The sequence below is a fragment of the Paramicrobacterium chengjingii genome (genome assembly GCF_011751765.2).
Lineage (GTDB): Bacteria > Actinomycetota > Actinomycetes > Actinomycetales > Microbacteriaceae > Paramicrobacterium > Paramicrobacterium chengjingii.
This window is the reverse complement of sequence record NZ_CP061169.1, coordinates 1,581,696-1,595,713: the sequence shown is the minus strand read 5'-3', so window position 1 is coordinate 1,595,713 and position 14,018 is coordinate 1,581,696. Positions and strand designations below refer to the sequence as shown.

Sequence of the window (14,018 nt, the reverse complement as noted above, 5' to 3'; positions counted from 1 at the left end):
ACAATAGGCGCATGCGCAAGCCGGTAGCATGGTGACACGTGACTGCCATTGCTCCGGCGGCCGTTCTGTGGGATATGGACGGAACCGTCGTCGACACCGAACCGTACTGGATCCAGGCCGAAACCGACCTCGTCGAGTCGTACGGTCGCACCTGGACCCATGTCGACTCCATGACTCTCGTCGGAGCCGGATTGTGGGACTCTGCGCAGATTCTGCGTGATCATGGCGTCGATATGGAGCCAGACGACATCGTTTCCCATCTCACGACGGCCGTGCGACGCAGACTCGCTCTCGATGGAGTTCCGTTTCGACCGGGTGCACAGCGAATGTTGGCAGAGCTCAACGCGAGTGGCGTGCGAATGGCTCTCGTCACAATGTCTGTGCGATCGATGGCCGAACAGGTCATCAGTCATCTTCCCTTCGTTCCGTTCGAGATCTTGGTCACGGGCGACGAAGTGACCCGGCCCAAACCGCATCCTGAGGCGTATCTCACTGCAGCTGACCGACTCGGTGTTGCGATCACGCAGTGCATCGCCGTTGAAGACTCACGCAATGGTCTCGCTTCAGCCGTCGCGTCGGGTGCCCGGTCACTCGCTATTCCGCACGCGGTCCCAATCGAAAACGCGCCAAGTCACACAATATGGCCAACACTCGAGGGACGTACGATCGATGACCTGTTCTCCATTCCCTTCCCCGAAACGGATGCCCCGCATGAGCTCTTCGTCTGAACGGCCACAGAACAGCGGCCCGTTCCGCATCGGCGACCGTGTGCAGCTCACCGGGCCCAAAGGAAAGCGCAACACCATCACGCTTGAGCCGGGACGACAGTTTCACACCCACAAGGGCATGATCGACCACGACGACATCATCGGCCGTCCCGATGGCTCAGTCATCGGCAATTCCGCGGGCATCGATTATCTGGCGTTGCGGCCGCTACTCGTTGACTTTGCCATGTCGATGCCTCGCGGCGCAGCCATCATCTATCCGAAAGATGCCGCGCAGATTCTCGCGCAGGCGGACATTTTTCCGGGGGCGACCGTCGTTGAGGCCGGAGTTGGTTCGGGAGCACTCTCGCTCTGGCTTCTGCGCGCACTCGGGCCTGCCGGCACTCTGATGTCGTTCGAACGCCGTGACGAGTTCGCCGATGTTGCACGTGGCAATGTGGCCACGTTCACGGGCGAGGACCCACCGAACTGGACGGTCACCGTCGGCGATCTAGCCGAAGAGCTGCCGGATGCTGTGCCACGAGCCAGCGTCGACCGCGTCGTTCTCGACATGCTCGCGCCGTGGGAATGCCTCGACGTCGTCTCTGACGCGCTCGTCCCCGGGGGAGTGTTGCTCTGCTATGTGGCCACTGTGACGCAGCTCTCGCGGGTGGCCGAGGCCATCGGGGACAGTGGCCTCTACACGAATCCCGAGTCGACAGAGACGATGGTGCGCGGTTGGCACGTCGAGGGTCTTGCAGTGCGCCCAGAGCATCGCATGATCGGGCACACAGGTTTTCTCATCACGGCGCGGCGGCTTGCTCCGGGAGCTATCCTTCCCGAGCTGAAGCGCCGAGCTTCTAAGAGCGATTACAGCGCTGACGATGTCGAGGTGTGGACGCCAGGAGCTCTCGGTCAGCGCACCGTGAGCGAGAAGAGTCTGCGTAAGCGCGTTCGCGCCGCGGAGGCCGGGGCAGCCGCCTCGAAATCGCGCAACCTGCGGGATTCTGAATCCACGGTGACCGACGCACCCGGCGACGCGCACTAAACTTGACCAGAATCACGTCCGTGACATCGAAACGAGGTACCGTGCGCTACGCACCCGCCGTGCTCCTGACCGCAGCACTCGTCACCGCTACTCTCAGTGGATGCGCAAGCACTCCGTCTGGTGCCACGTGCCTTGAGCCCGGTGATGCGTCGAATCAAGTTTCGGCGACGGGCAAACTCGGCTCCGAGCCGAACGTTTCCATCCCCTCGCCGCTCTACGCACCGACAACCCAAGTGAGCACCGCTATCGAAGGCGACGGGACGGAACTTGCCGGCACCGAGGTCGTCGAACTGGCGTGGAGTCTGTACAACGGCCGCACGGGCGAAAAGATCTTTGCGACGCCGTACGATGACCTCAAACCTGCCAGTCCGAGCGGGATGCTCCTGGGAATGGCTGATGCTCTCGCATGTCACACCGTCGGTTCGCGTCTTGTCGCAACGATCACCCCTGACAAGGGCTTCGGTGATGCGGGCAACCCGATGTACGGGGTGAAGGCCGACGACACCCTCGTCATGGTCATCGATATTGAGAACGCGTACCTCGGCAAGTCGAACGGAATCAATATGCCGGTTGTTCAGCCCGGTTTCCCGTCTGTCGCGGTTGCCCCCGACGGCACACCGGGACTGACGATCCCGACGTCGCCCGCCCCGACTGAGGCGAAGTCGGCCCTGCTCAAACTCGGAAACGGCGAGAAGGTAACGTCGTCAGATACTGTTCTGGCTCAGATTCAGCAGGCCTCATGGAACAACCAATCGATCACGTCCTCGACCTGGTCGGACGGGTCACCCAAGACCATTCCGATGAAAGAAGCTCCGAATGAGCTGAAAGATGCTCTCAAAAACACTCCCGTCGGCTCTCAGGTGATTGTTCTCGTCCCCACGCCTGACGGCGACGCAACGATTTACGTCATCGACGTTCTTGGAGTGCTCTGACCGGGTGTGTCTGATGCTGTGTGGCCAGCGCATCACTAGGATGAACACGTGTCCGACTCCACTCGAGCTGTCCCGCGCGTCCCTGTTGAGGAACGCCTGTTCAGTCTTGTTCTCGCTCTCGTCGCCACAGAATCAGGGCTGACGAAGGACGCGATCCTGTCATCGGTGCAGGGCTACCGCCAGCGCTTCGTCAACCATGGAGACAACGCAAGCCTTGAGCGACAATTCGAACGCGACAAAGACGATATCCGCGATCTCGGCATCCCGCTCGAAGCAATTACCCCGCCCGACGAAGATGGAAACTCGCAGAACACGCGCTACCGCATCCCCAAGGGTGAATACGATCTTCCTGACGACGTCAATTTCACAGCGGAGGAGATCACGCTACTCGGCCTCGCTGCGACAGTATGGCGCGAAGGCACCCTCTCGGGCGAGTCCCAGCGCGCACTCATGAAACTGCGCTCGCTCGGCGTCACCGAAATCGATCCGATCATCGGTGTCGCTCCGCGGCTGCGAACACGTGAAGCTGCGTTCGAGCCCCTGCGTACCGCGCTTGAGCGGCACGCCGTCGTCTCTTTCCCCTACGTCAAGCCTGGTGACACGGCTGCGAGGGTGCGAACAGTTGCGCCGCTCGCCCTTGTGCAGCACAGTGGCCGTTGGCATCTCTACGCGATCGACGACGACATCGATGAGCGACGAACGTTTCTGCTTTCACGCATGGTGCAGACGCCGCGCTCGTCTGGACGGACTTTCGATCCGCCTGGCGACGAGGAGAGTTTTGCAGAGACAGCCCTTCGCGACCTCGATCGACTCTGGGAGCGCAATATTGCAACGGTGCGCGCCGACCCCAACACGCATGCATGGTTCCGCCTCTCGCGGCTTCACGATGCCGAGGCGATCGACGATGATCTCTTCCGCCTGCATTTCACGGACATCAATATCCTTGCCGACGAAGTCGCCGCGTTCGGCCCTGAGGCCGAAGCACTCACTCCGCCGAGCCTCCGCGCTGCAATCGTGCAGCGGCTGACCCGCACACGCGCGGGGCATTCAGACGTCAGGGAGTCACAGTGAATGCACGGACGCCGGGAGCACGCGACAAGCTCGCGTTTCTCCTGTCACTCGTTCCTTATCTGCTGGACCGCCGTCATTCGACTGTCGCCGAGGCTGCCGCGCATTTTGATGTCACGGAAGAACACGTTCGACAGTCAGTGCGCCTGATCGCGGTCTCGGGCGTTCCGGGGGACAGCACGCAGTATCAGCATAATGACCTGTTCGACATCGACTGGGACTCCTTCGAAGAACGCGATGAGATCATCATCACGCACCTCGTGGCAATCGATGATTCTCCACGGTTCTCCGCCCGCGAGGCGGCTGCTCTGATAGCGGGACTGCAGTATCTCTCGGCGATTCCCGAGCAGGCCGATCGTGATGTCATCGGCGCCGTAATGGCGAAACTCACCCGCGGTGCCTCTGGGGCACCCCTCCAGGTTGCCGTCGAAGAAGGTGTTGCCGACAACACGCTCTCAGACATTCGCTCGGCAGTGTCAGCTGAGCGCCAGATCGAATTCACGTACATCAACTCTCGCGACGAGCGCGAGCGTCGACGCGTCGATCCACTGCGCATCGATTCGCTCGATCAGAACTGGTATGTCCGTGCCTGGTGCCACCTTCGCGGCGGAGTGCGCACGTTCCGGCTCGATCGCATGTCTGATGTGGCCATCATCGATGCCGAGATCACGCACCGCGCGGGTGACGTCACCCTGCCTGACACGCTCTTCCAAGCATCCGATAACGACGTCTCCGTCATCGTCGATCTCTCGAAAGATGCCGTGCCGCTGATCGACGAGTACATTGCCTCCACGACGGCCAACGCCGACCCCGGTCGTGTGACAGCGACGCTTCGGCTCGCGCACATGGCGAACCTCGGTCGGCTGATCGTCGGACTCCCGGGCAATGCGCGTGTGATTGAACCGGCCGAGGCGCGAGAACAGATTTCACGCTGGGCGTCCCGAGCGCTGTCACGGTACGAGAACGATTCAGCGAGCACGCAGGGCTCTGCGAACGAGCACGCTGTAGAATGATTCGACCTCCACGGATTGGTATTAAATGCTTGGCAACTTGAATGGATGGCATCTCGTCATCATCCTCTTCCTCGTGCTGTTGCTGTTCGGTGCCCCGAAGCTTCCCGGACTTGCGCGTAGCGTCGGCCAGTCGATGAAAATCTTCAAGAGCGAGATCAAGAACAAAGACGACGAAGACACGACCCAGACCAACGACTCGCGGCCGAGCACGGAGAAGACGACACCGACGCCGTCTGAGCCCACCACCGCACCGGAGAAGTCGTCCGACGATCCGACCCCTAAATCCTGACCACGGCTGTGTCTGAACGGCCTTCCCTTCCGAATAAGAAGAAGTCACAGAAGCCCACCGACGGTCGGATGACGCTGGGCGAGCATCTGCTCGAGCTTCGTAAGCGACTCTTCATTGCGGCGATTGCAATCGTCGTCGGCATGATCGCCGGCTTTGTCGTCTCCAACTTCGCCATCAGTCTGATGTCTGCGCCGATTCGAGAGATTGCCGAATCGAAGGAGGCAAGCCTCAACTTCGATACCGTGACGAGCGGGTTCGACTTGCATATGAAGGTTGCGTTGACCATCGGCTTTGTCGTGTCTGCGCCTGTCTGGCTCTACCAGGTTTGGGCGTTCCTCGTTCCGGGGCTGAAGCGCACCGAGGTCAAGTACATTCTCGGCTTCATTCTCACTGCGATCCCGCTGTTCTTTGCTGGCTGCTTCGCCGGGTGGATCGTGATGCCACACATCGTCGAGCTCATGGCTGGCTTCACGCCGGACGACTCGTCGAACCTTTATCAGGCCGGCTACTACTACGACTTCATTTTGAAGCTCACGCTCGCGGTGGGTATCGCATTCGTTTTGCCGGTCTTCCTCGTGCTGCTCAACTTTGTGGGGGTGCTCTCCGCTGTCGCGATTATCAAGGGCTGGCGAATTGCACTCCTGGTGATCATGCTGTTCTGCGCGATCGCGACACCTGCAGCGGACGTCATCTCGATGTTCCTTCTCGCGGTTCCCATGATCGTGCTGTACTTCGCGGCATACGCCGTCTCGTACTTTAATGATCGGCGTCGTGCGAGAAAGGCAGCGAAGCTGGAGTCCGAGTACCAGTCTTGACTTCTGAGCACAGCGCACACTCCGACGCCTACTCTGCTTTTACAGCGGGGCTAGATTTCTCTCTCGATGAATTTCAGAGCCGCGCGTGCACGGCAATCGATGCCGACCACAGTGTTCTGGTCGCGGCACCGACCGGGGCGGGCAAGACAATCGTCGCGGAGTACGCGATCCACGTGGCCATGCGTCAGGCTAACGCCAAAGTTTTTTACACGGCACCGATGAAAGCGCTCAGCAACCAAAAATTCACCGAGCTCACGGAACGTTACGGGGCAGACTCCGTCGGCCTGCTCACGGGGGATACGAACATCAATCCGCGCGCACGAATCGTCGTCATGACGACGGAAGTTCTGCGCAACATGCTGTACGCAGACTCCGATCTGCTGCCGAACCTTGCGTTCGTTGTACTCGACGAAGTGCATTACCTCGCCGACCGTTTTCGCGGAGCCGTGTGGGAAGAAGTGATCATTCACCTTCCCGAAAAGGTACGGCTCATCTCGCTGAGCGCCACGGTATCGAACGCCGAGGAATTCGGCGACTGGATCCAGACGGTGCGTGGTGACACTGAGGTGATCGTATCGGAGGATCGGCCCGTTCCTCTGGACCAGCACGTCATGATTCAGGGAGACCTCGTCGAGCTTTTCGCCGGTGGGGGAGCGGCAGATCGTGTCAACCCAGAACTTGTTCGGCTCGCCAAGTACGGAGGTCGAGCACCGACAAGCAAGCGCGATCGGCACATACGCCAACGTGGACGCGGAGTTCACCGTATTCGGCGCGAAGAGGTTGTACGACTACTCGATGGTCACCAATTGCTTCCGGCGATCTACTTCATCTTCAGTCGCGCAGGCTGCGATGGCGCGGTCGAGCAAGTGCTTCGGTCGGGCCTGCGCCTGACCGACAAAGACGAACGAACGCTTATTCGAGAGTTCGCTGAAGAGCGATGCCGGAACATTCCGGATCGCGATCGCTCAATTCTCGGTTACTGGTCATGGCTCGATGCCCTGCAGCGCGGCGTCGCTGCCCACCACGCGGGAATGCTCCCTGTCTTCAAGGAGGTCGTTGAGGAACTGTACCGGCGACGCTTGCTGCGCGTCGTCTTCGCCACAGAGACGCTCTCACTCGGGATCAACATGCCAGCGCGCACGGTCGTTCTCGAGAAACTCGAAAAGTTCAATGGAGAATCGCGTGTACGCATCACGCCGGGGGAGTACACCCAGTTGACGGGGCGGGCCGGACGGCGTGGAATCGACGTTGAGGGCCACTCAGTGATCTGCTGGCAGGATGGGCTCGAACCGGGCGCTGTCGGTTCGTTGGCGTCAAAGCGCAGCTATCCGCTCACCTCAAGCTTTCGGCCAACGTACAACATGGCCGTCAATTTGATTGCACAGTTCGGGCGCATTCGAACGCGCGAGATCCTCGAGTCGTCGTTTGCGCAGTTCCAGGCAGACCGGGCGGTGCTCTCACTCGCACGGACGGTCCGCGAACAAGAAGAATCGCTCGAAGGCTATGCGGAATCGATGGCATGTGATCGCGGCGATTTCGCGGACTATGCCCGGTTGCGCCGCGAGCTGACCGATCTGGAACGAAAGAGCACTCACGTGCAATCGATGTCTCGCGCAAAGAGGGACAAACGACAGAAGCGGGTATCTGAGCTGCAGAAGCGCATGCGCCAGCATCCGTGCCACGGCTGCCCCGATCGCGAGTCACACGCGCGGTGGGCAGAGCGCTGGTGGAGACTGCGCCGCGAGACCGACCAGCTGAAGAGACAAATCGCCTCACGCACGAACGCCGTCGCCGCGGTTTTCGACCGTGTTACCGACGTGCTTTCTGAGCTCGACTATGTTCGTGCCGATCCCGACGGAGAGCCGACACTCACCGACGACGGACATGTGCTGTCACGCGTCTACGGGGAACGTGACCTTCTGGTCTCCGAATGTCTGCGAAACGGACTCTGGGATCAGTTGGATGGCGCCTCTCTCGCTGCGATGGTGAGTTGCCTGCTCTTCGAGCCCAAACGGGAATCGTCGGAGTATGCGCAGCAGTACCTCCCACGCGGACCGTTCAGAAAGGCGCTCACCGAGACAACACAGGTGTGGATGGTTCTCGACGATCTCGAGGAACGCCACCGCCTCAATCGGTCGGAGCCACCATCAACAGGGCTCGCGCCGGCGATCCACATGTGGGCGCGCGGAGAAGAACTTGATCGCGTTCTCGTCGAGGCCGACCTGTCAGCTGGCGACTTCGTTCGCTGGTGCCGCCAGATCATCGACCTGCTCGACCAGATCAGCGGGATCGCGGCTCCAGAGATAAGCACAACGTCGCGGTCGGCTATCGACGCCGTGCGCCGGGGCATCGTCGCCTATGCCTCCGTCTGATTCACAGCCTCCACCTCGTAGGCTGAAGGGCGTGTCTAGATCCCGCCGTCGAACACCAGACCGTAGCCGCCCTCCGATCCCGCTCATCGCCGCGATCATCATTGCTGCAGCGGCTGGACCGGTTCTTGATGCTGGCTTCCCTGACAAGAACGTCTGGCCGCTGACATTCGTGGGCATCGCAATGATTCTCGCGTCGTTGATCGGACGCAAAGCTGGTACAGGGCTTCTCGTCGGGTTCGTTGCCGGACTATCGTTTTATTTGACGCACATCTTCTGGGCAACCCTCTACCTCGGTGCAATCCCGTGGCTGGCATTGTCGACGCTCGAGTCTGTCTTCTTCGCGCTCGGTGGAATGCTCATTACCCTGGCCTATCGCTGGATTCCTCACGTATGGACCTCGTCCGTTGCACAATTCGCCTTTTTGCCCGCCGTTGTCGCGGCACTCTGGACGGCACGTGAGGCGATCGCTAACGTGTGGCCCTATGGTGGCTTCGCATGGGGACGCGTCTCGCTCAGCCAGTCTCAGAGCCCGTTTGCCGACCTCGTTTCATGGCTCGGGCTGTCTGGGCTGAGCTTCGTGCTCGTTTTCCTCACCGCTGTTATTGTTCAACTGCTCATCACGCCCGGAGCCCTTCGCCTTTCGGCCTTCGCAGTGCCGGCGGCCCTCATTGCCTGTGTGCTTGCGGTACCGGCTTGGCCGACGCAGCAGAACGGCAGCTCGACGATCGCGGCAGTGCAGGGAAATGGGAAGGCCGGGTACTTCGACGAGCGCGAGCCAGGCGACATCCTCATTTCCCAGCTCAAGGCATCACAGGATGTTGTCGGCCACAGCATCGATCTTCTGGTGTGGCCTGAAAACGGAACCGACCTCGACCCGACGCGGGACAGCGCTTCCGCCGTAGCCCTCAATCTGCTGAGCGAATCGCTGGGTCGAGCCCCCATCTTGACGGGTACCATCACGCACCGAGACGGTAACTACTACAACACGTCACTGCTGCTGCAAGACGGACGTGTCGTGGACTACTACGACAAAGTGCATCCTGTGCCTTTTGGCGAGTATGTGCCCGACCGCGACTTCTGGGAGCCGTTCGCGCCCGACCTCCTCGGGCTCATTCAGCGCGAGTACACTCCGGGTACGCGGGACTCCGTGATGAATGTCGATGGCATGATTGCCGGCATCTCAATCTGCTTCGACATCGTTGACGATGCACTCGTACGCGACACCATCGACCGTGGCGCCCAGGTCATTATCGCGCAGACGAATAACGCCGATTTCGGGCGCACCGATGAGAACCAGCAACAGCTGGCCATTGCACGGATGCGCGCGATCGAGACAGGCCGTGCTCTTGTGAACATCTCGACGGTCGGTGAGAGTCAGATGATCGCGCCGGACGGCACGACGATCCAAGAGATTCCGTCGCACGAGCCGGGGTACCTGCTGCAGACGCTTCCGCTGATGAAGGGAACGACGCCCGCGGTGGCCCTTGGCGCTCAGATTGAGCTGATCATCGTGGTTTTGGGCCTAAGCGCACTTGTGGCCGCCGGCACAGGTGCCAGGCGGCCACGAAAGCGTCGCTGAGGTTCTTACGCCTACGCGCTTTTCTGCTCTCCTCGTCGCGCACGCAGGTACTCGAGGCGCTCCTGAAGAAGCACTTCGAGCTCGTCACGACTACGCCGTTCGAGGAGCATGTCCCAATGAGACCGTGGGGTCTTCGCATCTGAATGATCGACCGTAACGGTCTCTGTGCCGACCAAAAGCAGCGCTTCCGCGCCACAGGCCTTGCACTCCCATACATCCGGAGCTTCAGCATCCGCGGCAAAAGTGAGGTTTGTCTCTTTTTTGCACTCGGTGCACTGGTATGTGCGCTGAACTCGTTCTGAAAAGACGACGCCCTCTTCGCTCTGCAAGCTCTGGGCGCCGAGGCGCATTCCGCGCAAACTGCGATCTGCCATTGTGTGGTCTCCTTCTCGCCGCTCTCCTCATGTATAAACCAACAAGCTGGGCAAATGCTTCCAGAGAGTCGATAATCGCAGTGCAGAAGGTCAATTAATGCCGTGTCATTCTGATCGCGACGTCGCAGCGGTCGGTAATGATCCCTTCCACGCCCCAGCCGTGCAGCCTGGCCATGTCGGCTGGGTCGTTGACCGTCCACACATGCACCTCAATACCCGCACGATGCATGACCCGCACAATACGCGGAGAGACCAGCCGAAGCTTTCCGCGCTTTTCTGGGATCTGCACGACGGGGATGCCGGTGAGCACCGTGGCGACACGTGTGGGCATGCCGAGCAGCATCCAGGGGAGTGCGGCAATGATCTTCGCCGATGAGGCGCTCGTTGTGACGCCCGGCAGCAGTCCCACCACGCCGCGGCGTGTTTTCTCGTCGAATGACGTCACAAGCACCCTATCGACGGCATCTGCGTCGCGAATCACTCGGGCAGCAGGCTCGGCGGCAGCTCGAGCCTTCACATCGATGTTGAAGCGCACCTCGGGAAAAGCCGAAAGCGCGTCAGAGAGCGCCGGTATGCTCTCGCCCTCGCCCAGGTCGAGCGCTCGAAGCGTGTCGTATCGCTCGTCGGCGATGTGCCAGGTCGTTCCGTCAAGAGTGACGGTGGGGTCATGGTGAATGACGCACACGCCATCTTTGGTCACGTGCACGTCGGTTTCGACGTAATCAGCGCCAGCCGCAACAGCAGCGCTGAAGGCAGCAAGAGTGTTCTCCGGAACACCGGCCGCGAGCCCTCGGTGAGCGAAAATTCTGATGTTTCGCTGCGGAGCGAGAAAACGAACTGTCACGAAGCCTCACCATTCGACGAACACGTCGATGGAAATCTCGCGTCGTGTGCAAGCCGCTTCATCGTCTGCGCCCTCCATCGACCGCGCTCATTCAGCATCCTGACCTCGAATCTACCAGTGCAGCCACGTACACCTTGGTAGTCTCGGGAGGTACTCGCGGCACGCCGCATCCGATCGTCTAGGAGTTTCCCTCGTGTCTAACCCTCTTCAGCCCGGTTCCCTCGACGGCAAGCGCGTTCTGGTGACAGGGTCGAGTCGCGGCGTCGGTGCCGACACAGTGCGCTACTTCGCCGAGGCGGGCGCTCATGTTGCAATCAATTTCCGGAACAAGGAGGCGCGGGCTGAGAAGCTCGCCGACTCCATCCGTGACAACGGTGGCACCGCCATCACGGTCGGTGCCGACCTCACGCAGCCGGAATCCGTGGCTGCCATGTTCGACACCGTCGCTCAGGAGTTCGGGCAGCTCGACATCCTTGTTCTCAACGCGTCAGGTGGCATGGAGTCCGGTATGGATGAGGACTACGCAATGGTGCTCAATCGCGACGCGCAGGTTGGAGCGCTGGCCGCCGCGCAGCCGCTGCTTGGTCAGGGCTCACGCGTCGTCTTCGTCACAAGCCATCAGGCGCATTTCATTCGCACCACTCCGACGATGCCCGAGTATGAGCAGGTCGCCACGTCAAAGAGGGCAGGGGAGGACGCCCTGAGAGAGCAGATTCCCGCCCTCACTGAGAAGGGCGTTGGCTTCGTTGTCGTCTCGGGCGACATGATTGAGGGCACCATCACGGCGACGCTTCTGAACCGCATGAATCCGGGAGCGCTCGAGGAGCGCAAGAAAGCAGCGGGCAAGCTGTACAACGTCGCAGAGTTCGCGGCCGAGGTTGCTCGTGCTGCAGTCGATCCAGTTCCCGCCGACAACACGCGCCTGGTTGGTGACGTGTCCGGTTTCACACCGGAGTCGTAGGAACTATGAGCCGGCGGTGGCCGGTTTGTCGCGACCGCGCGCGAAGACGATTCCCTCAAGAGTCTGTGCAATTCCACCGACGACAAGCATCGTTGCGGCGAAGATCAGCATGACTCCGGCGGCAAATCCGGGGGAGATCACGACGAGGATGCCTCCGGCAATGCTCAGCACGCCATAGACCACGGCAAGCCATTTCAACGAGCTGTTCGGAAGCGACGAGAGCGAGGCGACACCTTCGACGATCCATACGATTCCGACGATCGTTGCCAAAATGCTGATCCCAAACCCGGGGTTGATGAGAATCACGATTCCCGCGACCACTAACAGCGCACCGAGCACGACGGCGAGAACTTTGCCACCCGTTGTCGCTTCGAACGCGGAGAGCCCGATCACCGCACGCACAATCCCTGTGACGATAAAGAACAGGCCGAACGCCCACGCAACGACCACGAGCGTCACGCCGGGCCAGGCCCAGATCAATATTCCAAGAACGACCGCCGTGAGTCCGCCGATAATTAACGCTGCGCGAATACCAGTGATCTGCCCGGGGGAGAGGTGGACGTGATCGATCAGCCACTTCGTTGTGCTCTCAGGCATCGTTTCCTCCGTGAACTTCGTTCGTGAACACCACTTTTACGCAAATGCGTGCGAGATGCACGCATTTCGTGGCAAAACGTCTCACAATGTTGGCCTTCGATGGTGACGGGTGTTGCGGAGGTGAGAACTGACGAACTGATATCTCTCGAATTATGTCAAGTACTTTTGATTATTGCGCCAATTCTCCGATGCCACGAGAGCGGTAAGCGCGGACAATGATGAACCGGTGCCGGCCTTGCATTGCGAGCCATCCAGAAGCCGTGCCTCTGCGTCAACCATTTGCCATGCCGCGCGAGCGAACACGCTGTGCTCAGGAAACGTCGCAGAATTGCTCATATGCAACAGAACCATTCAGCAGCGAATGGCCGACAGACTTTTCAGCAACATCCTGTCGTGACGCATCCACGGGAACGTCTCAGAACAAACCGCGTGCAATCGCACGCCGTTCGGGGAAGGATCGCACAGGTTCATCATCGGCTCCAAACGGCACTCAGGCGACGTATGAAGGATCTACTCTCGCTGGCACCGTATTAAGCCGATAATGCATATTATGTCAACTAAGATTTTCTAAGCCCATTGCTGCCGCTGCCCCACGTGACTCAAGATCGCCACACGTGGCTCGACCATCGGCACGACCCATTTGCCACAGTTGGCCACCGCGATCCGCCCGCCATTTCCGCTCCCCGAAGGATGATTCACCCACACGCGCTGCCGCATCTACGTCATTGTCTTCGTCTTGCCTCCCCGGAACGGGCGCAATATCTCATTTTCCACATTATGGACGCTCTGGCCGGTGTCCCCTGCGACACCTCACAGGTGGGTGGGCTTTGTCTCTGAGTGCCCCTGCCCGGCAAGGAGCATTGCTCTCCCTCTGTTCGTTAGTCTGAATCCATGACACGTCGAATCTTGCTCCTTCGACACGCGATGCCCGACGCATCACCCAATAGTTATCCTGACGCCTGGCCGCTGAGCGACGACGGTGCGGCGGCTGCGTCGCAGTTATGTGGGCGACTTCCCGCTAACGGTGTTCTCGCATCAAGTCCAGAACTCAAGGCTCGGCAGACTCTCGAGCACGCAACCGGGAGGCATGCAGACGTCGTTGTCGATTCCCGCTTCGCGGAGGTGCGTCGCCCGGATGAGCCGTTTGACGTTGGATTTCGAGATCGACGGTTCGCGTGGATCGTTGGGCAGCCGCACCCGATCCACGAGCTTTGGGAGACCCCCGAAGCTGCAGCGTCGCGGTTTCAGGCAGGTATCGACGCAATCGATGGCGAGTCGGTTGTCGTCGCGAGCCATGGCATGGTGCTGACGGCGTGGCTCATTGCCATTGACGTGGTGAGACCGGGCATTGAGGCCGGTCGCTTCTGGAGCACGCTCTCCCTGCCCGATCTCGTCGAGGTGCCGGTGCCTTGACCCTCGCCG

Annotated in this window: 14 protein-coding genes; 11 read left to right on the top strand and 3 right to left on the bottom strand. The window is 60.4% G+C overall.

The genetic code is table 11. The features are described 5' to 3' along the window. Positions 1-38: 38 nt before the first annotated feature. From HCR76_RS07805 to lnt, 9 genes are all read left to right on the top strand, one after another. The gene (locus HCR76_RS07805) at positions 39-728 is read left to right on the top strand and encodes an HAD family hydrolase (protein WP_166989751.1); all 690 of its coding nucleotides are present in this window, start codon (positions 39-41) and stop codon (positions 726-728) included. Next, positions 712-1,752: a tRNA (adenine-N1)-methyltransferase gene (locus HCR76_RS07800; protein WP_166989749.1), complete on the top strand. Its 1,041-nt coding sequence runs from the start codon at positions 712-714 to the stop codon at positions 1,750-1,752. Before HCR76_RS07805 ends, HCR76_RS07800 begins: the two co-directional genes overlap by 17 nt. 20 nt (positions 1,753-1,772) lie before the next feature. Next, positions 1,773-2,684, top strand: a complete 912-nt coding sequence (locus HCR76_RS07795; protein WP_166989747.1) for an FKBP-type peptidyl-prolyl cis-trans isomerase — start codon at positions 1,773-1,775, stop codon at positions 2,682-2,684. 48 nt (positions 2,685-2,732) lie between these two features. Next, positions 2,733-3,755, top strand: coding sequence for a helix-turn-helix transcriptional regulator (locus HCR76_RS07790; protein WP_166989745.1), 1,023 nt, complete (start codon positions 2,733-2,735; stop codon positions 3,753-3,755). Next, a complete protein-coding gene (locus tag HCR76_RS07785; protein WP_166989743.1) occupies positions 3,752-4,765 on the top strand; it encodes a helix-turn-helix transcriptional regulator in 1,014 nt (337 codons plus the stop codon). Before HCR76_RS07790 ends, HCR76_RS07785 begins: the two co-directional genes overlap by 4 nt. A 25-nt stretch (positions 4,766-4,790) precedes the next feature. Beyond that, positions 4,791-5,054 (top strand): Sec-independent protein translocase subunit TatA, encoded by a 264-nt coding sequence (gene tatA, locus HCR76_RS07780; protein ID WP_166989741.1) that lies wholly within the window; start codon positions 4,791-4,793, stop codon positions 5,052-5,054. A 68-nt stretch (positions 5,055-5,122) separates the two neighbouring features. Next, complete coding sequence (tatC, locus tag HCR76_RS07775; protein WP_166990377.1) at positions 5,123-5,869, top strand: twin-arginine translocase subunit TatC; 747 nt, start codon at positions 5,123-5,125, stop codon at positions 5,867-5,869. Further along, positions 5,866-8,241 (top strand): DEAD/DEAH box helicase, encoded by a 2,376-nt coding sequence (locus HCR76_RS07770; protein ID WP_166989739.1) that lies wholly within the window; start codon positions 5,866-5,868, stop codon positions 8,239-8,241. The genes tatC and HCR76_RS07770 overlap by 4 nt, the downstream gene beginning before the upstream one ends. Before the next feature lie 31 nt (positions 8,242-8,272). After that, on the top strand, positions 8,273-9,820 hold the full coding sequence (lnt, locus tag HCR76_RS07765; RefSeq protein WP_244971520.1) for an apolipoprotein N-acyltransferase: 1,548 nt from the start codon (positions 8,273-8,275) through the stop codon (positions 9,818-9,820). An 11-nt stretch (positions 9,821-9,831) separates the two neighbouring features. Here lnt and HCR76_RS07760 read toward each other — a convergent pair whose 3' ends face one another. Further along, on the bottom strand, positions 9,832-10,194 hold the full coding sequence (locus tag HCR76_RS07760; RefSeq protein ID WP_166989735.1) for an RNA polymerase-binding protein RbpA: 363 nt from the start codon (positions 10,192-10,194) through the stop codon (positions 9,832-9,834). Between the two features lie 94 nt (positions 10,195-10,288). Then, complete coding sequence (locus HCR76_RS07755; RefSeq protein ID WP_166989733.1) at positions 10,289-11,038, bottom strand: glycerophosphodiester phosphodiesterase family protein; 750 nt, start codon at positions 11,036-11,038, stop codon at positions 10,289-10,291. Positions 11,039-11,231: 193 nt separating this feature from the next. On the opposite strand from HCR76_RS07755, the gene HCR76_RS07750 reads away from it, so the two are divergent. Further along, positions 11,232-11,999, top strand: a complete 768-nt coding sequence (locus HCR76_RS07750; RefSeq protein ID WP_166989731.1) for an SDR family oxidoreductase — start codon at positions 11,232-11,234, stop codon at positions 11,997-11,999. A 3-nt stretch (positions 12,000-12,002) separates the two neighbouring features. Here the strand turns inward: HCR76_RS07750 and HCR76_RS07745 are convergent, their stop codons facing one another. Then, positions 12,003-12,596 carry an HdeD family acid-resistance protein gene (locus HCR76_RS07745; protein ID WP_166989729.1) on the bottom strand — a complete coding sequence of 198 codons (594 nt, stop codon included), beginning with the start codon at positions 12,594-12,596 and terminating at the stop codon, positions 12,003-12,005. 891 nt (positions 12,597-13,487) lie between these two features. Here HCR76_RS07745 and HCR76_RS07740 point away from each other — a divergent pair. Then, the gene (locus tag HCR76_RS07740) at positions 13,488-14,009 is read left to right on the top strand and encodes a histidine phosphatase family protein (protein WP_166989727.1); all 522 of its coding nucleotides are present in this window, start codon (positions 13,488-13,490) and stop codon (positions 14,007-14,009) included. Positions 14,010-14,018 lie beyond the last annotated feature (9 nt).

What these genes read in the sequence shown, in the direction of transcription:
- tatC (WP_166990377.1), top strand. Translation starts at nt 5,123, where the DNA reads ATGACGCTGGGCGAGCATCTGCTCGAGCTTCGTAAGCGACTCTTCATT.
- HCR76_RS07740 (WP_166989727.1), top strand. Translation starts at nt 13,488, where the DNA reads ATGACACGTCGAATCTTGCTCCTTCGACACGCGATGCCCGACGCATCA.
- HCR76_RS07760 (WP_166989735.1), bottom strand. Translation starts at nt 10,194, where the DNA reads ATGGCAGATCGCAGTTTGCGCGGAATGCGCCTCGGCGCCCAGAGCTTG.
- tatA (WP_166989741.1), top strand. Translation starts at nt 4,791, where the DNA reads ATGCTTGGCAACTTGAATGGATGGCATCTCGTCATCATCCTCTTCCTC.
- HCR76_RS07800 (WP_166989749.1), top strand. Translation starts at nt 712, where the DNA reads ATGAGCTCTTCGTCTGAACGGCCACAGAACAGCGGCCCGTTCCGCATC.
- HCR76_RS07745 (WP_166989729.1), bottom strand. Translation starts at nt 12,596, where the DNA reads ATGCCTGAGAGCACAACGAAGTGGCTGATCGATCACGTCCACCTCTCC.